The organism is Pseudomonas sp. FEMGT703P, assembly GCF_002786345.1.
GTDB lineage: Bacteria > Pseudomonadota > Gammaproteobacteria > Pseudomonadales > Pseudomonadaceae > Aquipseudomonas > Aquipseudomonas peli.
The window spans coordinates 994,725-1,013,831 of record NZ_PGCM01000005.1; the positions used below are offsets into that span (position 1 = coordinate 994,725).

22 protein-coding genes are annotated in these 19,107 nt (G+C 59.9%); 8 read left to right on the forward strand and 14 right to left on the reverse strand.

Going from position 1 to position 19,107, the window contains the following annotated elements; all coding sequences use genetic code 11:
* Nucleotides 1-7 precede the first annotated feature (7 nt).
* Nucleotides 8-2,410: a phosphoketolase family protein gene (locus tag CUR33_RS08460; RefSeq protein ID WP_289239297.1), complete on the forward strand. Its 2,403-nt coding sequence runs from the start codon at nt 8-10 to the stop codon at nt 2,408-2,410.
* Nucleotides 2,411-2,446: 36 nt separating this feature from the next.
* Nucleotides 2,447-2,647, forward strand: a complete 201-nt coding sequence (locus CUR33_RS08465) for a hypothetical protein (protein WP_090248335.1) — start codon at nt 2,447-2,449, stop codon at nt 2,645-2,647.
* A 3-nt stretch (nt 2,648-2,650) separates the two neighbouring features.
* Here CUR33_RS08465 and CUR33_RS08470 read toward each other — a convergent pair whose 3' ends face one another.
* A complete protein-coding gene (locus tag CUR33_RS08470) occupies nt 2,651-3,049 on the reverse strand; it encodes a quorum-sensing-regulated virulence factor family protein (protein WP_090248333.1) in 399 nt (132 codons plus the stop codon).
* A gap of 218 nt (nt 3,050-3,267) precedes the next feature.
* On the opposite strand from CUR33_RS08470, the gene CUR33_RS08475 reads away from it, so the two are divergent.
* Nucleotides 3,268-3,978 carry a tRNA-uridine aminocarboxypropyltransferase gene (locus CUR33_RS08475; RefSeq protein WP_090248332.1) on the forward strand — a complete coding sequence of 237 codons (711 nt, stop codon included), beginning with the start codon at nt 3,268-3,270 and terminating at the stop codon, nt 3,976-3,978.
* Between the two features lie 3 nt (nt 3,979-3,981).
* Here the strand turns inward: CUR33_RS08475 and CUR33_RS08480 are convergent, their stop codons facing one another.
* Nucleotides 3,982-4,869: a DMT family transporter gene (locus CUR33_RS08480; RefSeq protein ID WP_289239298.1), complete on the reverse strand. Its 888-nt coding sequence runs from the start codon at nt 4,867-4,869 to the stop codon at nt 3,982-3,984.
* Between the two features lie 198 nt (nt 4,870-5,067).
* Between CUR33_RS08480 and erdR the strand changes: the two genes are divergently transcribed.
* A complete protein-coding gene (erdR, locus tag CUR33_RS08485; RefSeq protein WP_289239299.1) occupies nt 5,068-5,727 on the forward strand; it encodes a response regulator transcription factor ErdR in 660 nt (219 codons plus the stop codon).
* Between the two features lie 67 nt (nt 5,728-5,794).
* Nucleotides 5,795-6,160: a diacylglycerol kinase gene (locus tag CUR33_RS08490; protein WP_090387581.1), complete on the forward strand. Its 366-nt coding sequence runs from the start codon at nt 5,795-5,797 to the stop codon at nt 6,158-6,160.
* Nucleotides 6,161-6,168: 8 nt separating this feature from the next.
* On the opposite strand, the gene CUR33_RS08495 is transcribed toward CUR33_RS08490, so the two are convergent.
* Complete coding sequence (locus CUR33_RS08495; protein ID WP_090248326.1) at nt 6,169-7,095, reverse strand: LysR family transcriptional regulator; 927 nt, start codon at nt 7,093-7,095, stop codon at nt 6,169-6,171.
* 121 nt (nt 7,096-7,216) lie between these two features.
* On the opposite strand from CUR33_RS08495, the gene fpr reads away from it, so the two are divergent.
* The gene (gene fpr, locus CUR33_RS08500; RefSeq protein WP_090248324.1) at nt 7,217-7,996 is read left to right on the forward strand and encodes a ferredoxin-NADP reductase; all 780 of its coding nucleotides are present in this window, start codon (nt 7,217-7,219) and stop codon (nt 7,994-7,996) included.
* A 47-nt stretch (nt 7,997-8,043) separates the two neighbouring features.
* Here fpr and CUR33_RS08505 read toward each other — a convergent pair whose 3' ends face one another.
* The 11 genes from CUR33_RS08505 to CUR33_RS08555 all read right to left on the reverse strand — a co-directional run bounded on the left by CUR33_RS08505 (nt 8,044) and on the right by CUR33_RS08555 (nt 18,007).
* A complete protein-coding gene (locus CUR33_RS08505) occupies nt 8,044-9,378 on the reverse strand; it encodes a GGDEF domain-containing protein (protein WP_289239300.1) in 1,335 nt (444 codons plus the stop codon).
* Nucleotides 9,379-9,573: 195 nt separating this feature from the next.
* On the reverse strand, nt 9,574-9,987 hold the full coding sequence (locus CUR33_RS08510; protein WP_289239301.1) for a VOC family protein: 414 nt from the start codon (nt 9,985-9,987) through the stop codon (nt 9,574-9,576).
* A gap of 93 nt (nt 9,988-10,080) precedes the next feature.
* Nucleotides 10,081-10,776, reverse strand: coding sequence for a tRNA (N6-threonylcarbamoyladenosine(37)-N6)-methyltransferase TrmO (gene tsaA, locus CUR33_RS08515; RefSeq protein ID WP_289239302.1), 696 nt, complete (start codon nt 10,774-10,776; stop codon nt 10,081-10,083).
* 39 nt (nt 10,777-10,815) lie between these two features.
* Nucleotides 10,816-11,586: an SDR family oxidoreductase gene (locus CUR33_RS08520; protein ID WP_289239303.1), complete on the reverse strand. Its 771-nt coding sequence runs from the start codon at nt 11,584-11,586 to the stop codon at nt 10,816-10,818.
* Nucleotides 11,587-11,706: 120 nt separating this feature from the next.
* Nucleotides 11,707-12,168: a YehS family protein gene (locus tag CUR33_RS08525; protein WP_090248320.1), complete on the reverse strand. Its 462-nt coding sequence runs from the start codon at nt 12,166-12,168 to the stop codon at nt 11,707-11,709.
* Nucleotides 12,169-12,216: 48 nt separating this feature from the next.
* Nucleotides 12,217-12,927, reverse strand: a complete 711-nt coding sequence (locus CUR33_RS08530) for an rRNA pseudouridine synthase (RefSeq protein WP_090251120.1) — start codon at nt 12,925-12,927, stop codon at nt 12,217-12,219.
* A 187-nt stretch (nt 12,928-13,114) separates the two neighbouring features.
* Nucleotides 13,115-13,816 (reverse strand): ABC transporter ATP-binding protein, encoded by a 702-nt coding sequence (locus tag CUR33_RS08535; protein WP_090248318.1) that lies wholly within the window; start codon nt 13,814-13,816, stop codon nt 13,115-13,117.
* A complete protein-coding gene (gene livG, locus CUR33_RS08540; RefSeq protein ID WP_289239304.1) occupies nt 13,816-14,583 on the reverse strand; it encodes a high-affinity branched-chain amino acid ABC transporter ATP-binding protein LivG in 768 nt (255 codons plus the stop codon). The genes CUR33_RS08535 and livG overlap by 1 nt, the downstream gene beginning before the upstream one ends.
* Entirely contained in the window at nt 14,580-15,848 is a 1,269-nt protein-coding gene (locus tag CUR33_RS08545) for a high-affinity branched-chain amino acid ABC transporter permease LivM (RefSeq protein ID WP_448703152.1), read from the reverse strand. The genes livG and CUR33_RS08545 overlap by 4 nt, the downstream gene beginning before the upstream one ends.
* The gene (gene livH, locus CUR33_RS08550; RefSeq protein WP_090248315.1) at nt 15,845-16,768 is read right to left on the reverse strand and encodes a high-affinity branched-chain amino acid ABC transporter permease LivH; all 924 of its coding nucleotides are present in this window, start codon (nt 16,766-16,768) and stop codon (nt 15,845-15,847) included. Before livH ends, CUR33_RS08545 begins: the two co-directional genes overlap by 4 nt.
* Before the next feature lie 117 nt (nt 16,769-16,885).
* Nucleotides 16,886-18,007 carry a branched-chain amino acid ABC transporter substrate-binding protein gene (locus tag CUR33_RS08555; protein ID WP_289239305.1) on the reverse strand — a complete coding sequence of 374 codons (1,122 nt, stop codon included), beginning with the start codon at nt 18,005-18,007 and terminating at the stop codon, nt 16,886-16,888.
* A gap of 309 nt (nt 18,008-18,316) precedes the next feature.
* Between CUR33_RS08555 and CUR33_RS08560 the strand changes: the two genes are divergently transcribed.
* The gene (locus tag CUR33_RS08560) at nt 18,317-18,634 is read left to right on the forward strand and encodes a DUF2288 domain-containing protein (protein ID WP_160085096.1); all 318 of its coding nucleotides are present in this window, start codon (nt 18,317-18,319) and stop codon (nt 18,632-18,634) included.
* A gap of 75 nt (nt 18,635-18,709) precedes the next feature.
* The gene (locus tag CUR33_RS08565; RefSeq protein WP_167141627.1) at nt 18,710-19,078 is read left to right on the forward strand and encodes a DUF5064 family protein; all 369 of its coding nucleotides are present in this window, start codon (nt 18,710-18,712) and stop codon (nt 19,076-19,078) included.
* Nucleotides 19,079-19,107: the final 29 nt, after the last annotated feature.

Here is a 19,107-nt window from a genome sequence, read left to right on the forward strand (position 1 = left end):
GCCGCATATGACCCAGCTATTTCCCAGTGCCAGCGAGTTGGCCGAGCATGCCCGCCTTGAGCCGGCCTTCGCCGCCTGGCAGCGCGGTTATGGTCCTTTGCAGCACAGTCCGCAGACCTGTGCCGCGGTCTACCGCATGGGCCACCAGTTGGTGCAGGCGGGTCTACAGGCGAATCTGCCGAGCGTCTACCGCCACTTTTACGCGCTGGATCGGCTGACGGCCGCAGGGCTGTGGCTGGTGGTGCATATGACCTATGCCCAGCGCGTGCGCCTCGATGGCGCGGCGTTGGCTGCAGAGGACTTCAAGGTGTCGCCCGAAGGGCATACCGGAGGTGCGCTGAATATGGTGCCGGCCTATGCCGGTTACCTGGCGTTGAATAACCTGACCGGGGAAACCCGTGGCTGGCTGATGGGCCAGGGCCACTGTGTGGCAGCCATCGAGGCGCTCAACCTGCTAACGGCCAATCAGCACCCGGAACAGGCCGAGCGTTACCCCTGTGACGAGGCCGGGATGAGCCAGTTGGTGGCGGACTTCTATAGCTATGCGCAGAACGCGGCCGGTCAGGTCAGCGCGCCGCTGGGCAGCCACGTCAATCCGCACACGGCTGGCGGCATTGCCGAAGGTGGTTATCTGGGCTTTGCCGAGCTGCAATATGCTCATCTGCCGTTACCCGGCGAGAAGCTGGTGACGTTTCTCTCCGATGGCGCGGCCGAGGAGCAACGCGGCAGTGACTGGATGCCGCGTTGGTGGCGCGCTGAAGATTGCGGCGTGGCGTTGCCGTTGATGATCGCCAATGGCCGGCGCATCGAGCAGCGTACCGAGCTGGCGACGCCCGCCGGGCTGGATAACTTCCGCGAGCACCTGCGCCATTGTGGTTTTGATCCTGTGAGTTTCGATGGTCGCGATCCGGCTGCTTTTGTCTGCGCGCTATGGGAGATGGAGCAGCGCCTGGGTCGCCGTGTACAGGAACTGCGTGATGGCGTGCTGAATTACCCGTTGCCCATGCCTTACGGTATTGCCGAAACACTCAAGGGTTTCGGCTTCTACGGCGCTGGCAGCAATGCGGCGCACAACCTGCCGTTGCCGGCCAACCCGCATACCGATAGTGCTGCTCGCGAGCTGTTCAATCAGCATGCAGCGCAGCTTTGGGTCGCGCCGGAAGAGCTGAGCGCCGCCTGCGCACTGTTTGCGGATCGAGGCTCCCGCCCGCTGGAGCGCGATAACCCGCTGGCGCTGCGTCATCCAGCGCTGCCAAAACTGCCTGAGTTGCAGTATCAGGACAGCGCCTGTTCGCCGATGCTGGCCCTGGATCGTTTCTTTGTCGATCTGGTGCAAACCAACCCGCAGTTGCGTCCGCGTGTTGGTAACCCCGATGAACTGGCCAGCAATCGCCTGGGCGACGTCCTCAAGGCGCTCAAGCACCGGGTGACCGCGCCGGAGAGCGAACAGGAAGCGCTGGATGGCGCCATCATCACTGCGCTCAATGAAGAAGCCGTGGTGTCTGCCTGCCTGGCCAACCAGGGTGGCCTGAATCTGGTGGCCAGCTATGAGGCCTTCTGCGTGAAGATGCTCGGCGCGGTGCGCCAGCGGATCATTTTTGCTCGGCAGCAAAAAGACGCGGGGCGCGCTGCAGGTTGGCTCGGCTGGCCGCTAGTGGCCACCTCGCACACCTGGGAGAACGGCAAGAATCAGCAATCGCACCAGGACACCACCTTCTGTGAGGCTTTGCTCGGTGAGATGAGCGATATGGTGCGGGTGATCTTTCCAGCCGATCACAATTCGGTATTGGCGCTGCTGCCAGGCATCTATCAGGCGCGTGGTCAGCTCGCCTGCATGGTGATAGCCAAACGTGAGCGGCCTTGTGTATTCACTCGCGAACAGGCCGAGCAGCTGGCGCAGGATGGCGCTGTTGTGCTGGCTGAGAAGCAAGGCGAACAGCCTTTGCTGCTGATCGCCACCGGCAGTTATCAGTTGGCGGAAATGCAGCGCGCGGCCGTTCGTCTGAGCGCGGCCGGGTGCGCCTGGCGTCTGGTTTACTTGCAAGAGCCGGGGCGTTTTCGTGCGGCTCGCGATACCTGGGAACAGGCGGTAATTGTCGATGCCGAGCGGGTTGAGCGGTTATTCCCGGCTGCCAGCATAAAGCGTGTGCTGCTCACCCATATGCGCCCGGAAGTTGCCCGTGGGCATCTGTGGCCGCTGCTGGGTGAGGCTCGACACAGCCGTGTGCTGGGCTACCGTAATCGAGGTGGCACCCTGGATGAAGCCGGTATGTTGTTCGCCAACCAGGCGAGCTGGGCGCATGTGCTGGAGGCAGCTGCCGCGTTGCTGGAAAAACCGCTTGGCGATTTGCTCAGTGCCGAGGAGCAAGCAGCCGTGCAAGGGCGGGGAGAACCACACTGTCTGCGTTAGTGCAGGCCAGTGGGTGTGGGAAAAGGAGGGGCAGGTATGCCTAAATTGACTTTGGATCTTGATGCGGATTTGTACCGCTTGTTACAGCAGGCAGCACAGCAGAACCAGATAAGCCTGGAAGAAGAGTGTTTGCATCGTCTAGAGGGCGGCGTTAGGCGTTCGCGCTATATGCATGCCTTGTTAGCCGATCTGCGCGCCGATGATGAGCAGCGGCGCGCGGAGCAAACGGATAGCTGAGGCTTACAGGCCGCAGTCGGCTTTGCTGAAACGCTCGGTGGTCACTGGTCGGTTGCTTTTGTATTCGCTGAATTCATAACGCAGCGCCGCGCCGCGGGCCAATAACTGGCGATACCCGGTGTTGCGGCACACGCTGTTAGCCAGTTGTGCGCGAACCACATCCGGGTTGCCACGCATTTGTGCCGCATGTTCGCTGCGTACGCTGAGGTGGTTGACCAGCTCACTGCCATCAACGGTATAACCTTGATCAAGAATGTCTTCATTGATTGCCCGTGGCGTGCCTACGCTGCTCTCGCGCGCGACTTTTTCCAGGGTTTTGCTCAGCTCAAAGTCTTTCAGGGTAGCAGCATGGGCAAACAGGGGCAGACTCACTGCCAAGGTCAGGCTGATCAAACGCAGCATGGGGTTCTCCAAAGTCGATTCGCACCTTCTGACCGGCATTGCCGGGCAGAGGTTCAGTGGCGCCTATCTTACCCGTCTGCCGACACTTACGCAGTTACCACGGTAGGCCACGTAAGACGCACGGTTGAATACGCCTGAGCGGGCTTTGATAGACTGCCGCGCTTGCTGACCCCAGGATGACTCATGCCGTTTCTTCTTATCTGTCAGGTGTACGCCTGATGAGCCACGCTGTCTCGCGTTTACGCGCTGCGCGGATTGCCCGCAGTGCTAAACCATTTTTGGCCCGTGGTAGCCGCTCAGTGCGTTGTGACGAGTGCCGTTTGGTGATGACCCATTGCCTGTGTGCCTGGCGTCCGCGCATTGCCGCTACGTCAGCGGTGTGTCTGTTGATGCACGATGTCGAGGCGCTCAAACCGAGCAATACCGGCTGGCTGATTGCCGATGTACTGGCTGATACGTCGGCATTCGGCTGGTCACGTGTCGAGGTTGATGCCGAGTTGCCGGCGTTACTGAACGATCCGCAGTGGCAGCCTTATCTGGTGTTTCCAGGTGAATACGTGGCCGCCGAACGGGTGGTCAGCGAAGTTCAACCCGCGCCCGGTAAGCGGCCTTTGTTTGTGCTGCTGGATGCCACTTGGAGCGAGGCGCGCAAGATGTTTCGCAAAAGCCCCTACCTCGACAGCTTACCCGTACTCAGCCTGCAGGCTGAGCAGCTGTCACGCTACAAGCTGCGACGCTCCAAGCGCGATGACCATTTCTGCACGGCCGAGGTCGCGGCACTGTGCTTAGAGTTGGCAGGCGACCAGCGTGCGGCGGATGGTTTGAATGCTTACCTGGATGTTTTTAGTCAGCACTACCTGGCTGCCAAGGCACCGCGTGCGGTGCCATTGGATGATCCGTTGCACGAACGCCTGCGCGCGTTTCTCTAGCGGCTAGTGGGCCAGCTTCTTGGGCCACAACTGCGCCAACAGCATGCCAGCAAACATCAGTGCGCAGCCGAAGTAGCCGCGCAGTTCCAGTGATTCACCGAGTAGCCAGGCCCCTGCGATGGCGGCGAATACCGCCTCCAGTGAGAGGATGATGGCCGCATGTGAGGCGATGGCGTCTTTCTGCGCCACCACCTGCAAGGTAAAACCAATGGCCACGCCGAAGATGCCGCCATAGAGAATCGCCGGTCCCGCGTCGATGATCGCGTCCAGCTGAATTTCCTCGAAGATTACTGCTAACACCAGGCTGATTACCGCGCAGGTGATGAACTGCACCAGCGCCAGGCGCAGCGGGTCATGGCGCCCGGCAAAGAAGCCCACCAGCAGTACATGCACGCCCCACACGAACGCTCCGGCCAGTTGCAGCCAATCGCCGGAGGCCACGGTAAAGCCCTCGCCGACGCTGAGCAGGAACATGCCGACCACTGCCAGGCAGGCGCCCAACCAGATACCCAGGCCGGTTCTATGGCCAATAAACAGCCCTAGCAGCGGCACGATGATCACGTACAACCCAGTGATGAAGCCCGAGTTGGTCACGCTGGTAAACAGCAGGCCAACCTGCTGCAGGTTGATACCCAAAGCTAGGGCCAAGCCCATCAGCACGCCGCCACGCAGCAACTGGCGGTTCAGTGGTGCGACTGTCGCGCTGTTGCTGCGACCTTCCAGCAGGCGTAGCACTGGCAGCAGAATCAGTGCTGCCAAGCCAAAACGCAGGCCGCTGTAGAGAAACGGGCCTATGGAGTCCATGCCCAGGCGCTGAGCAACAAACGCCGAGCCCCAGATCATGGCAGTCAGCAGCATTAACAGGTCGGCGCGCAGGGCGTGGCTTCGCATTTCAGGCTCTCGTCGGCAAAGCTGCGAACTGTGCCGCAAAGCGTCGTGCTTGACCACCCCGTCAGTGCTGGGCATGCTTGGTCGCTTTTCTGCGTTTTCAGGCTTGGTTGCGCCGCAACCCTGCGGCCTGTGCGCATTGTTCACCGTGCCCTGGACAGTACCCTGACGGGTACCCACATAACAAAAACAGGATTCACCATGGCCGCTTTTGAAATCCTCATTGCCGACGATCACCCCCTGTTTCGCAGTGCCTTGCAACAAGCGTTAACCCTGGGGTTGGGGCCCGATGTAAGGCTGGTCGAAGCCGCCAGCATTGCCGAGTTGGAAACCTGCCTGGCACAGAAGACCGACTGGGATCTGGTTCTGCTTGATCTCAATATGCCCGGCGCTTATGGCTTCTCAGGCTTGGTGTTGCTCCGTGGGCAGTACCCGCATATTCCGGTGGTGATGATCTCCGCTCAGGAAGAGCCGTCCATCGTTGCGCGCTCGCGGGAGTTCGGCGCCAGTGGCTTTATCCCCAAATCCAGTCCGTTGGAGACGATCCAGCAGGCAGTTCGCCTGGTGCTGGATGGCGAGGTCTGGTGGCCACAGCAGACTCAGGAAGCGATTGCCTTGTCGGCTGAAGCCAAAGCCGCCAGTGCAGGGCTGGCCAGCCTGACGCCGCAGCAGTTCCGGGTGCTGACCATGGTCTGTGATGGCTTGCTGAATAAGCAGATCGCCTATGAACTCAGCGTGTCTGAGGCCACGGTGAAGGCTCATGTGACGGCGATCTTCCGTAAACTGGGAGTGCGTACTCGGACTCAAGCGGCCTTGCTGCTGCAACAGCTGGAGTCGATTCCTTCACAAACGGACGGTTAAGCGTCCGTTAATCTTTGCCTGGCAGGCTTGCCGCGCTGTTTTCCTCCTATCGTTGTGATGACCCTCAATGTCTCCATTCAAAGGCCAGACCGGCCTTAAACGTGTACTCAATGCCACTGGTTACTCGCTGGCCGGCCTGCGCGCCGCTTTTACCGGTGAAGCTGCGTTTCGCCAGCTGTTGTTGATCAACCTGATACTCGTGCCTTTGGCGTTCTACCTGGATGTCAGCCGCGTTGAACGCGCCTTGATGGTCGCGGTATGTCTGCTGGCGCTGATCGTCGAGCTTCTCAACTCGGCAGTGGAGGCGGCCATCGACCGCATATCCCTGGAGTTGCACCCACTGTCGAAAAATGCCAAGGACATGGGCAGTGCCGCGCAGTTCACCGCCCTCAGCCTGATTGCTCTGGTGTGGGCGATTATCCTGCTCGGTTAATCCGCCTTTCAGGCAATAGTCGGCAGGACGATCTGGTCGCTGCGCGTCACGCCGGCTGTCAGGGCGCGGCACAGCTCGATGAACTCACGCATGGCGGCGGTCTGGTACTTCTGTTTGTGCCAGATAAAGTAGAACTGCCGGCGTAGATCCAGCTCGGGGGTTTCCACCGCCACCAGGCTGCCGCGGCGAAAGGCATCGCGCAGTGCCAGGCGGGAAATGCAGCCAATCCCTAGGCCTGATTCCACCGCACGTTTGATCGCCTCGGTGTGTTCCAGCTCAAGGCGAATATTCAGACTGCTGGGGTGATGGCGCATGGCTTGGTCAAAGGTCAGGCGCGTACCGGAGCCTTGTTCACGCAGAATCCACGCCTCGCGCGTCAGCTCGTCGAGGCTCGCTTCACCGCGCTGCGCCAGCGCATGTTGCGGCGCGCAGAACACCACCAACTCATCTTCAACCCAGGGTTGCACCTCGATATCCGGGTGCTGGCAGTCACCTTCGATCATGCCCATATCCAGTTCGTAGTGGGCAATCTGTTGCACCACATAGGCGGTGTTGTGTACCTGTAGCTTGACCCGGCACTCCGGGTGGCGCTGCATAAAACTGCCGATCAGCAGGGTGGCCAGGTAGTTGCCGACGGTGAGCGTGGCGCCAACATTCAGCGAGCCGTAGCCGCTCTTACCGCCCAGCAGGCGTTCGATTTCTTTGGCCTGATCGAGGAATGCGACTGCTTGTGGCAGCAGTTGCAGGCCCAGTGCGTTGAGGCCCAGGCGTTTACCGGCGCGGTCGAACAGTTGGCAGTCGGACTGACGCTCCAGTTCGCTGAGCGAAGTACTGGTGGCTGATTGCGACAGGGCCAGAGAATCGGCCGCGCGCGACACGCTTTCATGCTGAGCCACGGCGACGAAGACTTGCAATTGTCTGAGGGTAAATCGCATATCTATGTAACCGATAACCTATATCTTGATAATCAAGTTAACAGATATTCTGCAGCTCATTACAATGCCGTGCAATTGCGCGCAGGCGCGCAGGCGACATTACCTTTGCGGAGCTCCGAACATGAGCAATCTTAACGCCGAGCGCATTCTTAGCGTTCACCATTGGAACGACACGCTGTTCAGCTTCAAGTGCACCCGTGATCCGGGGCTGCGTTTCGAGAATGGTCAGTTCGTGATGATCGGCCTGCAGCAGGAAACCGGCCGTCCGTTGATGCGCGCCTATTCGATTGCCAGCCCGAACTGGGAAGAGCATCTGGAGTTCTTCAGCATCAAGGTGCCGGATGGCCCGCTGACCTCGCAGTTGCAGCACCTCAAGGAAGGCGATGAGATCATCATCAGCAAGAAACCCACCGGGACCCTGGTACTGGATGACCTCAAGCCGGGCAAGCACCTGTACCTGCTCAGCACGGGCACTGGGTTGGCACCGTTTATGAGTGTTATTCAGGACCCGGAAACCTATGAGCGTTTCGAGAAGGTGATTCTGGTTCACGGCGTGCGCTATGTGAATGAAGTGGCCTACCGTGAATTCATCACCGAGCACCTGCCGAAGAATGAATTCTTCGGCGATGCGCTGAAGGACAAGCTCATTTACTACCCGACGGTGACCCGTGAACCGTTCGAGAACCAGGGCCGTCTGACCGACCTGATGCGCAGTGGCAAGCTGTTCCAAGACATTGGCCTGCCGCCGATCAATCCTCAGGACGATCGCGCGATGATCTGCGGCAGCCCGAGCATGCTGGATGAAACCAGCGAGGTGCTCAACGAGTTCGGCTTGACCGTTTCGCCACGTATGCGTGAACCAGGTGATTACCTGATTGAGCGTGCCTTCGTCGAGAAGTAAGCCTGCCGTCATCAAAAGCCCGCTCATGGCGGGCTTTTTTATGCGCGCTATTCCAGCGCTAAGGCGCTGTGCGCACGGTTGCCGCCTTTCTGCTTGGCTTGGTACATGGCGTTGTCGGCATGTTGCAGCAGTTGCTGCTCGTCCTGGGCGTGCTGGGGGTACAGGGCGATGCCGATGCTGGGCAGGACGGTCTGGCTCTGGCCACACACCTCAAAGGGTTGATTGAGGCTCTGGCGGATTTTCTCGGCTACCACGCTGGCGTGATCGGTCGAGTGAAAGTCTTCTAACAGCACGACGAACTCGTCCCCGGCAAAGCGTGCCACCGTATCGGACTCGCGCAGGCACAGCTGGATACGTTGAGCGACGCCTTGCAGCAGTTGATCGCCTGCAGCATGACCGAAGCTGTCGTTGACCTGCTTGAACTTGTCCAGGTCGAGGAACAGCAGCGCGACCTGCGACTGCTCGCGACGTGCGCGGGCCAAGGCCGTGTGAAGGCGGTCGCGCAGGAGTTCGCGATTGGGCAGTCGGGTGAGCTGGTCGTACTGCGCCATAAACTGCAGCCGGCTGAGCATTTGCTGGCGCTCAATGGCCGCAGCCACTTGGGTCGAGACGAATTGCAGTAATTCCTGATCACGTTCGCTGTAGCGGGTGGAGGCGCTGCTTTGCACCAGCAGTGCGCCGATGATGCCTCTGTGTGAGTGCAGCGGTACGCCCAGCCAGCTGTGTGGCGATTCAGGTTGCGGCTGGCTGGCATTGGGCAACAGCAAAGTGTTGCCGCTGCGAATGACCTGGGCACTCAACGTGACGGCATTCAGCGGCGAATCAGTCAGCGGACTGGGAAGGGGTTCGGCAGGGTAGGGGAAGCTCAATTCGTCATTTTGTTCGTCATACAGGGCGACGGAAAAGCTCAGGGTTGGCAACAGTTCGCCAATAATCTGATGCACCTGCTGAAAGAGGCCAAGCAGGTCCTTGGCCGAATGAGCAGCTTCGGAAATGCCATACAGCGCGGTCTGCAGGGCTTCGCTGCGCTTACGCTCGGTGATGTCGTGGGCCACGGCGATGCGCACCTGATCATCTTCCGACCAGCGTGCAGACCAGAGGATATGCACGCTACTGCCATCCTTGCGCAGGTAACGGTTTTCAAACTGTGGTTTATGCACCCCGGCCATTACTTCCTTCGCCGCCAGCAGGGTTTTGGCGCGGTCTTCGGGGTGGACCATTTCGATCATCACCTGGCCGATCATCTCGTCTGCGCTGTAGCCGAAAATGCGCTGGCAGGCCGCACTGACAAAAACAAAGCGGCCGCGTTTGTCGACTACGCAGATGGCGTCGAGCAGCAGATCGACAAGGTTTTCGGTCGGCGCGTAGGTGCTGGCTTTCATGCGTTCACAGTGTGTCGATGTGTGATGACGGTTTATCGGGCCGCTTACTGGCGCTTTGGCAGCATGCCCCTTGCACTCACCATACCCGCAAGGCGTTGAACAGTGCACATCTGTTTGTCGCCTTCAGGGCTTTGCCGATCACTGCTGACGGGCGTCTACTCAGTGTAGAACGCCGTGACGACGGCGTACTGCCTGTTATTGCGCGCTGCTGAAGCGCTGCCCGGAGACGGCCGGATGGTATATCGGCTGTACCTTGTTGCCGGCAGGGTCGAGCAAATGGAAGCTGTACGCGCCGTCACCATGGGCGAAGGGGCGGTCAAGCAGGGTCACGCCATGTGCCTTGAAGTAGGCGTACCAGGCGTGCAGCTCATCGATGCTGTCGACGATAAAGCCATAGTGATCCACTGCCTGCTCGCCGCTGCTGGGTACAGAAGCGCGACCCAGGGACAGGTTGTCATTACCACAGGTCAGGTAGACCAGGTCTGGATTGGCGCGGTGCAGCACCTGCATGCCGAGAATATCCACGTAGAAGCGTTCGCAGGCCTCCAGGTTGGGGACCAGCAGGGCGATATGGCGCAAGCCATTAAGGCGACCGGGGCGTTCGAGCATGGTGAGCTCCCTATTTTGTATACATTTATCTAGTAAATATAAGACAAAATAGCTGCTTGGCCTATCTGCGCGTGTGGGGTGGCGCGAACTCGGTCAGCTGGCGGGCACTACTTCCAGCACGCAGATGCTGCCAAGCTGCGGGTAGTGCCAGTGCACATCGACATCCCAGAAGCACGCGCCATAGCGGCGCTCGGGGCTGGGCTGCTGGTAGGCTGGGCGCGGGTCCTGGGCCAGGCATTGTTCGATCAACTCGATCAGCGGTTCATTCAGGCGCTGCCCATGTTCGTTTGCCTGGATCAGTGCGCTGTCCTGCCAACTGACGTCGATCAGCGCCGGCGCGCTGTCGGCGATGCGGTTGTAGGCACCCGCGACGCTGTCGGCATAGGGCACGTAGGGTTTGATATCCAGCACCGGGGTGCCGTCGAGCAGGTCGATGCCGGACAGCCACAGTTTTCCAGCTTCAACCTTGTCCAGTTTGACCACCGACTGGCCGATGCCATTGGGCCGATGGGTGGCGCGGGTGCTGAATACGCCGACCGATTGATTACCGCCCAGGCGCGGCGGGCGCACCTTGAGCCGCGGCTTGTCTTCCAGCGCCTGGTGAAACAGAAACAGCAGCCAGACATGGCTGACTTGCTCCAATCCCTGCACTGCATCGCCGTTATCGAAGGGTGCGGCTAGCTCCAGTACGCCACGGGCCGCCGGGGCCAATTGCGGCTGACGGGGAATGGCGAACTTCTCCTTGAAGCAGGAGCGGACAAAACCTATGGGGGAAACGGAGTAGGGCATGGCGGCGTGACCGAATGAAAACGCCGCCATAGTACCTGACTAGAGGTGAAAACCGCCGTCGATCGGGATGATCGCGCCGGTCATATAGGCCCCGGCGGTGCTCGCCAGGCTGATCGCCAGGGCGGCCATTTCCTCTTCGCGGCCCCAGCGCTGCATCGGGATCAGCGCGGTGTCTTCGGCCATGGCGGCCTCGTCGGTGGCGATATGCTGAGTCATCTTGCTCGGGAAGCGTCCCGGCGCGATCACGTTGACGTTGATATGTTGGCCGACCAGCTCGCGGGCGAGCATGCGTGACAGCTGATGCAGCGCCGCCTTGCTCGGGCCATAGGCGTAAGCGTCTTCGCCGTGGGAGGTGATGCCGGCGACCGAGCCGATATTGATCACCCGTGCCGGATTAGCCGCGCTACCGGCCTTGCGCAGTAGCGGCAGCAATTGCTGAATGCAGCTGAATACCGAGGTTACATTGAGCTGCATGACCTTTTCCCAGCCCTTGGCCGGATAGCTTTCCAGCGGTGCGCCCCAAGTGGTGCCGGCGTTATTGACCAGGATATCCAGGCTGCCGATTGTGCCGGTCAATTGCTCGGCCAACACGTGCACGCCTTCTTCGCTCGCTAGGTTGGCGGCGATGCCGTGGCAGGTGCCAAAGGCCGATAGTTCGGCAGCGGTTTGTGCGCAGGCTTCGCCGTCACGCGCGCAGACGTAGACCGTGGCGCCGGCTTCGACAAAGGCTTTGGCGATCATTTTGCCGATGCCGCGTGTGCCACCGGTAACCAGGGCGGTGCGGCCTTGCAGGCTGAAGTAGGGGGGCATGGCGAATCCTTTTAACGGATGAGTGCCACTACCCTAATCATCTGACCGCGCCATGGCAGTCATCATTGCCCGTGGAAATAAGCTGCCATGCGGGCAGGCATGGCAGCGAGGCGTTGGGACTCAGCCGCGAACGCGCAGGGTCAGGCCCTTGAGGAAATTGCGCAGGAACTGGTCGCCGCAGGTGCGGTAGTTGCTGTGGCCGAACTTGCGGAACAGCGCACTCATCTCCGGCTTGGAAACCGGGCAGTCGACGCTGTTCATGATCGTGTGCATGTCGTCTTCCTTCAGCTCGAAGGCCACGCGCAGTTTCTTCAACACCATGTTGTTGGTGACGGGCAGCTCCAGTGGCTGAGCGGGGCGGCTGTCATCCTTGCCGCGCTTGAAGAACACCAGACCATCGAGGAAATGTGCCATCAGCTCGTCGTCGCATGGGGTAAAGCCTTCTTCGTCTTCCTTCTTGAGCATGGCCGCGAGGTCGCTGGGAGCAACCTGTTTGCCGCTGAGCTTAATGATGTCGACCATCTGCGCGTCGCTGATGTCGAGGGTGTAGCGCAGGCTGCGCAGTACGTCGTTGTTAAGCATGGAAAGGTCCTGAAAAGGCGGCGGCTCAAAGCAGCCGTTAAAAAATGATTAGAAGCGTTCTTTGCCGGCCAGGTAGCGCCATTGCCCAGGCTGAACCTTGGCCATCGACACACCGCCGATACGGATGCGCTTCATACCCAGCACTTTGAGGTCGACGCTGTTGCACATGAACACGATCTGTCCGGGCAGCGGGTTCTTCAAAGCGAAGCGTAGGCGAGTTTCGTTCTGCCAGCTGACCTTGCAGGGTGGCAAGGCCACGCCATTAAAAGTCAGGCCGTGTGCCAGGCGTTTGAGCTGACTTGCACTCAGGGTGCCGACGACTTCGACCACATATTCCTGCTCCAGTTTGCTCAGGTCTTCCTTGAGCTTGCGCTCGATGCGCCAATCCTGGGTCAGTACATGCAGGCCATCTGCGCCAGCTTGCAGCGGTGCACAGTTGATCAAACGGGCGAAATGGCCTTTTAACGGGCGAATCCCCGAACTGTCTTCCGGCCAGTGATTGGCCGAGCTGATGCCTTCCACTGCGCGTTCCGGGTTATGCCCATTGGGCACATTCAGCAGCAAGGTGACTGGCTCGATCGGCGCCAGGACGGCATTGGGCAGCAGTTCCACGCGCTGCTCAGCGACTTTGAACTGGGGCTCTTCTACGACCACACCATCCACCGTGACCCAGCCGCCTTCGATGTAGAGTTCGGCCTCGCGGCGCGAACAGCCAATCACTTCGATCAGGCGTTTGGACAGGCGAATGGGGTCAGTCATAAAAGCGGTCATCGGCAAAAAAAGGGCCGTCATTGTAACCGGACAGGCCCCCGGTGCACGGAACATCGGGCGAACGGCGGCGATAAAAGCTGTTGTCAGTATTGAGGCAGAGACAGGCGGGCAGGGTTGGCTTTGTCTTCGGCAATAAAAAACCGCTCCGAAGAGCGGTTTTTCAGCGAGGTAGCGCTTAACCGCCCAGATAGGCGTCGCGTACCTTTGGATCGTTCAGCAGTTGTTCACCGCTGCCTTGCATGACGATCCGGCCGTTCTCCAGGACATAACCACGGTCGGCCAGCTTGAGCGCCTGGTTGGCGTTCTGCTCGACCAGGAACACCGTTACACCGTCCTTGCGCAGCTGTTCGATGATGTCGAAGATCTGCTGGATGATGATCGGTGCCAGGCCCAGCGACGGCTCGTCGAGCAGCAGCAGTTTGGGCTTACTCATCAGCGCGCGGCCGATGGCGAGCATCTGCTGCTCACCGCCGGACATGGTGCCGGCGCGCTGGGCAAAGCGTTCCTTCAGGCGCGGGAACAGGTGCAGGACCTTGTCCAGCTGTTCCTGATTGTCGGCCTTGCTGCCGAAGAAGCCGCCCATCACCAGATTTTCTTCCACGGTCAGGCGGGAAAATACCCGGCGGCCTTCCGGCACCACGGCAATGCTCTTGCGCATGATGCTCGGAGTGTCCTGGCCGATCAGCTCTTCACCCTGGTAGCGGATGCTGCCACTGCTCGCCTGGGGCGAGCCACAGAGGGTCATCAGCAGGGTCGACTTGCCGGCACCGTTGGCGCCGATCAGGGTGACAATCTCACCCTGACGGACTTCGACGTTGACGTCATGCAGCGCCTGGATCTTGCCGTAGAAGGTGGAAACGTTCTCGAAATACAGCATCACGCTTCCCCCAGGTAGGCTTTGATCACGTCCGGGTTGGCGCGGATCTGTTCCGGCGTGCCGTCCGCCAGGGGCGTGCCCTGGTTGATCACATAGATGTGGTCGGAAATGCTCATGACCAGCTTCATGTCGTGCTCAATCAGCAGCACGGTGACGTTGTGCTGATCGCTGAGCACGCGGATCAGCGACTTGAGGTCGTCGGTCTCGCGCGGGTTGAGGCCAGCGGCTGGCTCGTCGAGCATCAGGATGCTCGGGCGGGTCATCATGCAGCGGGCGATTTCCAGGCGACGTTGCTGACCGTAGGCCAGGGTGCCGGCCGTGCGGTTGGCAAACTCAGTCAGGTTGACCTGATCCAGCCAGTGCGCGGCAAACTCCATGGCTTCGCGTTCGCTCTTGCGAAACGCCGGGGTCTTCAGCAGGCCCGCCAGGTAGTTGGTGTTGAGGTGGCGGTGCTGAGCGACCAGCAGGTTTTCCACCGCCGTCATGTCCTTGAACAGACGCACGTTCTGGAACGTGCGCACCACGCCTTTGCGGGCGATCTTGTGGCCGGGCAGGCCTTCGATCTGCTCGCCATTGAGGCGGATGCTGCCACTGGTAGGCTGATAGAAGCCGGTCAGGCAGTTGAATACGGTGGTCTTGCCGGCGCCGTTCGGGCCGATCATCGACACAACCTGTTTTTCCTTGACCTGCAGGTTCACCCCGTTGACGGCCAGCAGGCCGCCGAAGCGCATGGACAGGCCGCTTACTTCCAGGATCGGGCGGCTCATTGCTTCAGCTCCAGGTGCGGACGTTGCATGGGCAGCAGGCCCTGCGGACGCCAAATCATCATCAATACCATCAGCGCGCCGAACATCAGCATGCGGTATTCGTTGAATTCACGTGCCAGCTCCGGCAGTAGAATCATCACGATGGCAGCCAGAATGATGCCCAGCTGCGAGCCCATACCACCCAGTACGACGATAGCGAGAATGATCGCCGATTCGATAAAGGTGAACGACTGTGGGCTGACCAAGCCCTGGCGCGCGGCGAAGAAGCTACCGGCGAAACCTGCGAAGCACGCACCGATGGTGAAGGCCGAGAGCTTGATCGCGGTAGGGTTCATACCCAGGGCGCGGCAGGCAATTTCGTCTTCACGCAGCGCTTCCCACGCACGGCCGATTGGCATGCGCAGCAGGCGGTTGATCACGAACAGGGTCAACAGCACCAGCAGCAGGGCGATCAGGTAGAGGAAGATCACCTTGTTGATCGAGTTGTAAGCCACCCCGAAGTATTCGTGGAAGGTCTGCATGCCTTCAGCGGCCTTGCGGTCGAACGACAGGCCAAACAGCGTTGGCTTGGGGATCGAGCCGATGCCGTTGGGGCCACCGGTCAGCCAGGTCATGTTGTTCAGCAGGATGCGGATGATCTCGCCAAAACCCAGGGTCACGATGGCCAGGTAGTCGCCGCGCAGGCGCAGCACCGGGAAACCCAGGATAAAGCCGAAGAATGCCGCCATCAGGCCGGCAATCGGTAGGCAGATCCAGAAGCTCAGGCCGAAGTAGAACGAAAGCAGCGCGTAGCTGTAAGCGCCCACGGCGTAGAAGGCCACGTAGCCGAGGTCGAGCAGGCCGGCCAGACCGACCACGATGTTCAGGCCGAGGCCGAGCATCACGTAGATCAGGATCAGCGTGGCGATATCCACCGCACCGCGCGAGCCGAAGAACGGCCAGGCCAGCGCGACGACGATCAGGCCGAGGACGATCCAGCGCTGGGTCGAAGGCAGGGTGAGGAACTCGCTGGCTTTGCCCGGCATGCTTGGCAGCTTGGGGGCGTTGCTCCAGACCGCGCTCAGCTGGTTGCGGAACAGTTGCCAGAAGAACATGGCAATCGAGCAGCCGAAGATGGTCCACAGCACGGCTGGGCTGGCGCCTTGCACTTCGAGCTTGATGCCGACTGTGGAGAGCTTCAGACCGATAACCGGGTAGGCCACGGCCAGCACCAGTAAGGCGCTGAAGATCGCGGTTCTGAGGTTTTGGGTAATGGAGGTCTTCATACTTTTTCAACCTCCGGACGGCCGAGAATACCGGTTGGGCGGAACAGTAGCACCAGTACCAGCAGGCTGAAGGCCACCACGTCCTTGTACTGGTCGCCGAAGATATCGGCACCAAAAGCTTCGGCCACACCCAGCAGCAGACCACCGAGTACCGCTCCGGGAATGCTGCCGATACCGCCGAGTACCGCTGCGGTGAAGGCCTTGATCCCGGCGAGGAAGCCCAGGTGTGGATTGATCACGCCGTATTGCATGCCCAGCAGCACGGCGGCGATGGCAGCCAGTGCGGCGCCGATGACGAAGGTCAGGGCAATGATGTTGTTGGTGTTGATGCCCAGCAGGTTGGCCATCTTGATGTCTTCAGCGCAGGCGCGGCAGGCGCGGCCCAGGCGTGAACGGGAGATAAACAGCGTCAGGCCGACCATGACAAAGAAGGTGACGACGAAGATCAGTACCTGCATATAGGAAATCACCACGCCATTCATGGCGCTTTCGCCGAAGACGAAGTTGCCTGGTAGCAGGTTGGGGATCGATTTGTCCTTGGAGTCCTGCGCCAGGAGCACCTGGTTCTGCAGGAAGATCGACATGCCGATAGCGGAAATCAGCGGAATCAGACGGTTACCGCCGCGCAGAGGGCGGTAGGCGACCCGTTCGATGCTGTAGCCATAGGCGCTGGCGACAATGATGCTGGCGGCAAAGGCCGCAATCATCACGATGGGTAAACTGTCCAGGCCATACATGGCCAGGCCGGCGACCACAATGAAGGCTACGTACGAGCCAATCATGTAAACCTCGCCGTGGGCGAAGTTGATCATGCCGATAATGCCGTAAACCATGGTGTAGCCGATGGCGATCAAGGCATAGGTGCTGCCAACGGTCAGACCGTTAACCAGCTGTTGCAGGTAGTGATAAAGATCAGGCATTGCCTAACTCCTGGGTTGTCACGCAAGGCAGCGCTTTTGGCGCAGCATGCAACCGGAATTCTTCTAATAAACAAAACCCACTGCCGAAGCAGTGGGTTTTGGGTTCAGGCTAAGAACTTACTTGGCTTCGGACTTGGTGCCGTCCTGGTGCCATTCGTAGACGACGAAGCTGAAGTCTTTCAGATCGCCCTTCTCGTCGAAGGCCAGGGTGCCAGTTGGGGTGTCGAAGCTGTTGGCGCGCAGGGCTGCGGCCACTTTAGCGGTGTCGGTGTCGCCAGCCTTGGTGATGCCTTCGGCGATCACTTGTACCGCGGCGTAAGCCGGGAACACGAACGGACCGCTGGAGTCTTCGTTTTTGGCTTTGAACGCATCAACCAGCGCCTTGTTGCGTGGGTCCTGATCAAACGACTTCGGCAGGGTAACCAGCAGGCCTTCGGAAGCTGGGCCAGCGATGGCCGAGATTTCCTTGTTGCCTACGCCTTCTGGGCCCATGAACTTGGCGCTCAGACCTTTTTCAGCCGACTGACGCAGCAGCAGGCCCAGCTCTGGGTGGTAGCCACCGTAGTAGATGAAGTCCACACCGGCTTGCTTGAGCTTGGCGATCATTGCGGAGAAGTCTTTGTCGCCGGCGTTGATGCCTTCGAACATAACGACTTTGGTGCCTTTGCTTTCCAGAGTCTGCTTGACTGCGGTAGCAATGCCTTCACCGTACTGCTGCTTGTCGTGGATCACGGCAACCGCTTTCGGCTTGACGTGGTCAGCGATGAAGTTGCCAGCGGTTGGGCCTTGCAGGCTGTCCAGACCGATGGTGCGGAACACCAGCTCGTAACCGCGAGCGGTGATATCCGGGCTGGTGGAAGCCGCGGTGACCATCAGGATGCCTTCGTCTTCGTAGATGTCGGACGCTGGCAGGGTGGAGCTGGAGCACAGGTGGCCAACTACGAATTTAACTTCGTCGTTGACGATTTTGTTAGCAACGGCAACGGCTTGCTTTGGATCGCAGGCGTCGTCATAGACCACGCCTTCGAGCATTGCGCCGTTCACCCCGCCGGCCTTGTTGATCTGCTCGATAGCCATTTTGGCACCGATGAACTGCATTTCACCGTATTGCGCGACGGCGCCGGTGACTGGGCCTGCCAGGCCAATCTTGATGGTGTCAGCCGCTACCGAGTAGCTGGCAACGCCAGCCATGGCCATGGCGGCAAACAGTTTGGAAATCTGCTTAGTAGCCTTGTTCATAGTGCTCCACTCTTATTGGTTTTGATTGTTGTAGTTCTGGCGGCCAAAGCTGCAGAACCGGGTTGTTCCCCCGGTCATCCCCCCGGCAACTGTACCGGTGCAGTGTAGAGCGCGGCTTTGCGGCTTGAAAAGCGGCTTGCTGGGGGCAAAACCCTGAGGTGTCGCTTTAACGCAATAAACGTATAGAAAAACGGCGTGTCTTGATCGCCGTTGGCAACGTCGCGAACAGCGTTGCGAATTTGCCAGCGGGCTGGTCGACGCTATCATGGCGGCCGATTAAAAAAGCGGTCACCAATGACAGGGCAATCCATGACAGAACAACCTAGCACCCTCTATGCCAAGCTGCTTGGTGAAACTGCAGCTATTACCTGGCAGGAGCTGCAACCTTTCTTCGCCCGTGGCGCCTTGCTGCTGGTCGACGGCACTCAGGATCTGATCGAAGTGGCGCAGGCTGTGGCGCAGAACGACCAGGAAAAAGTCGCCGCCTGGCTGGCTGCAGGTATCTTGAGCAAGGCTGACGACAGCCGCGCCGAAGACCTGCTAACCCGCGATCCAGAGCTGTGGGCGGTGGTAGTGGCGCCCTGGGTGCTGGCGCAGGAACGCATTGAGCGCGCGCCGCTGCACTGATCTGGCGCGCGTATCACGCTTTATCCAGAGCAACTATGCTGGCAGCACCATGGACTGATTGCAGGAGCTGCCAGCATGTTTGAACCTGGACATTTGCATCGCGCCAATACCGTGGCCACGACTGAGGCGCCGCTGTTTAGCGTCGACCTTCATTACGAGGTACGCCAGGACCCGACTGAAGGCCCGATGTTGCACATGCGCATGCACGGTCAGGTGGAGGGTAAAGCGTTTGAGGAAATCTTCGAACTGCACCGCGATACCGCCTTCAACTTCGCCAGCGTGGCCACGCGCCTGGCGCACAAGCATGGCTTGCCGACCAACAGCAGCCTGATCATGCGCAGCCACGCCGAGTACGACCTGATGTTCGAAGACATCCGCGCCAAGCTCGGCGCGCATAGCGGTGAGCCGGTCAACCTCGATCATCTGGAAAAAGACGGCCTGTAGGTCGCTGCTCGGGCGTTGACTGGCGGGAC

Excerpts from the sequence above, each read along its gene's own strand:
- CUR33_RS08460 (WP_289239297.1), top strand. The coding sequence starts at position 8 with ATGACCCAGCTATTTCCCAGTGCCAGCGAGTTGGCCGAGCATGCCCGC.
- CUR33_RS08465 (WP_090248335.1), top strand. The coding sequence starts at position 2,447 with ATGCCTAAATTGACTTTGGATCTTGATGCGGATTTGTACCGCTTGTTA.
- CUR33_RS08470 (WP_090248333.1), bottom strand. The coding sequence starts at position 3,049 with ATGCTGCGTTTGATCAGCCTGACCTTGGCAGTGAGTCTGCCCCTGTTT.
- CUR33_RS08475 (WP_090248332.1), top strand. The coding sequence starts at position 3,268 with ATGAGCCACGCTGTCTCGCGTTTACGCGCTGCGCGGATTGCCCGCAGT.
- CUR33_RS08480 (WP_289239298.1), bottom strand. The coding sequence starts at position 4,869 with ATGCGAAGCCACGCCCTGCGCGCCGACCTGTTAATGCTGCTGACTGCC.
- erdR (WP_289239299.1), top strand. The coding sequence starts at position 5,068 with ATGGCCGCTTTTGAAATCCTCATTGCCGACGATCACCCCCTGTTTCGC.
- CUR33_RS08490 (WP_090387581.1), top strand. The coding sequence starts at position 5,795 with ATGTCTCCATTCAAAGGCCAGACCGGCCTTAAACGTGTACTCAATGCC.
- CUR33_RS08495 (WP_090248326.1), bottom strand. The coding sequence starts at position 7,095 with ATGCGATTTACCCTCAGACAATTGCAAGTCTTCGTCGCCGTGGCTCAG.
- fpr (WP_090248324.1), top strand. The coding sequence starts at position 7,217 with ATGAGCAATCTTAACGCCGAGCGCATTCTTAGCGTTCACCATTGGAAC.
- CUR33_RS08505 (WP_289239300.1), bottom strand. The coding sequence starts at position 9,378 with ATGAAAGCCAGCACCTACGCGCCGACCGAAAACCTTGTCGATCTGCTG.
- CUR33_RS08510 (WP_289239301.1), bottom strand. The coding sequence starts at position 9,987 with ATGCTCGAACGCCCCGGTCGCCTTAATGGCTTGCGCCATATCGCCCTG.
- tsaA (WP_289239302.1), bottom strand. The coding sequence starts at position 10,776 with ATGCCCTACTCCGTTTCCCCCATAGGTTTTGTCCGCTCCTGCTTCAAG.
- CUR33_RS08520 (WP_289239303.1), bottom strand. The coding sequence starts at position 11,586 with ATGCCCCCCTACTTCAGCCTGCAAGGCCGCACCGCCCTGGTTACCGGT.
- CUR33_RS08525 (WP_090248320.1), bottom strand. The coding sequence starts at position 12,168 with ATGCTTAACAACGACGTACTGCGCAGCCTGCGCTACACCCTCGACATC.
- CUR33_RS08530 (WP_090251120.1), bottom strand. The coding sequence starts at position 12,927 with ATGACTGACCCCATTCGCCTGTCCAAACGCCTGATCGAAGTGATTGGC.
- CUR33_RS08535 (WP_090248318.1), bottom strand. The coding sequence starts at position 13,816 with ATGCTGTATTTCGAGAACGTTTCCACCTTCTACGGCAAGATCCAGGCG.
- livG (WP_289239304.1), bottom strand. The coding sequence starts at position 14,583 with ATGAGCCGCCCGATCCTGGAAGTAAGCGGCCTGTCCATGCGCTTCGGC.
- CUR33_RS08545 (WP_448703152.1), bottom strand. The coding sequence starts at position 15,848 with ATGAAGACCTCCATTACCCAAAACCTCAGAACCGCGATCTTCAGCGCC.
- livH (WP_090248315.1), bottom strand. The coding sequence starts at position 16,768 with ATGCCTGATCTTTATCACTACCTGCAACAGCTGGTTAACGGTCTGACC.
- CUR33_RS08555 (WP_289239305.1), bottom strand. The coding sequence starts at position 18,007 with ATGAACAAGGCTACTAAGCAGATTTCCAAACTGTTTGCCGCCATGGCC.
- CUR33_RS08560 (WP_160085096.1), top strand. The coding sequence starts at position 18,317 with ATGACAGAACAACCTAGCACCCTCTATGCCAAGCTGCTTGGTGAAACT.
- CUR33_RS08565 (WP_167141627.1), top strand. The coding sequence starts at position 18,710 with ATGTTTGAACCTGGACATTTGCATCGCGCCAATACCGTGGCCACGACT.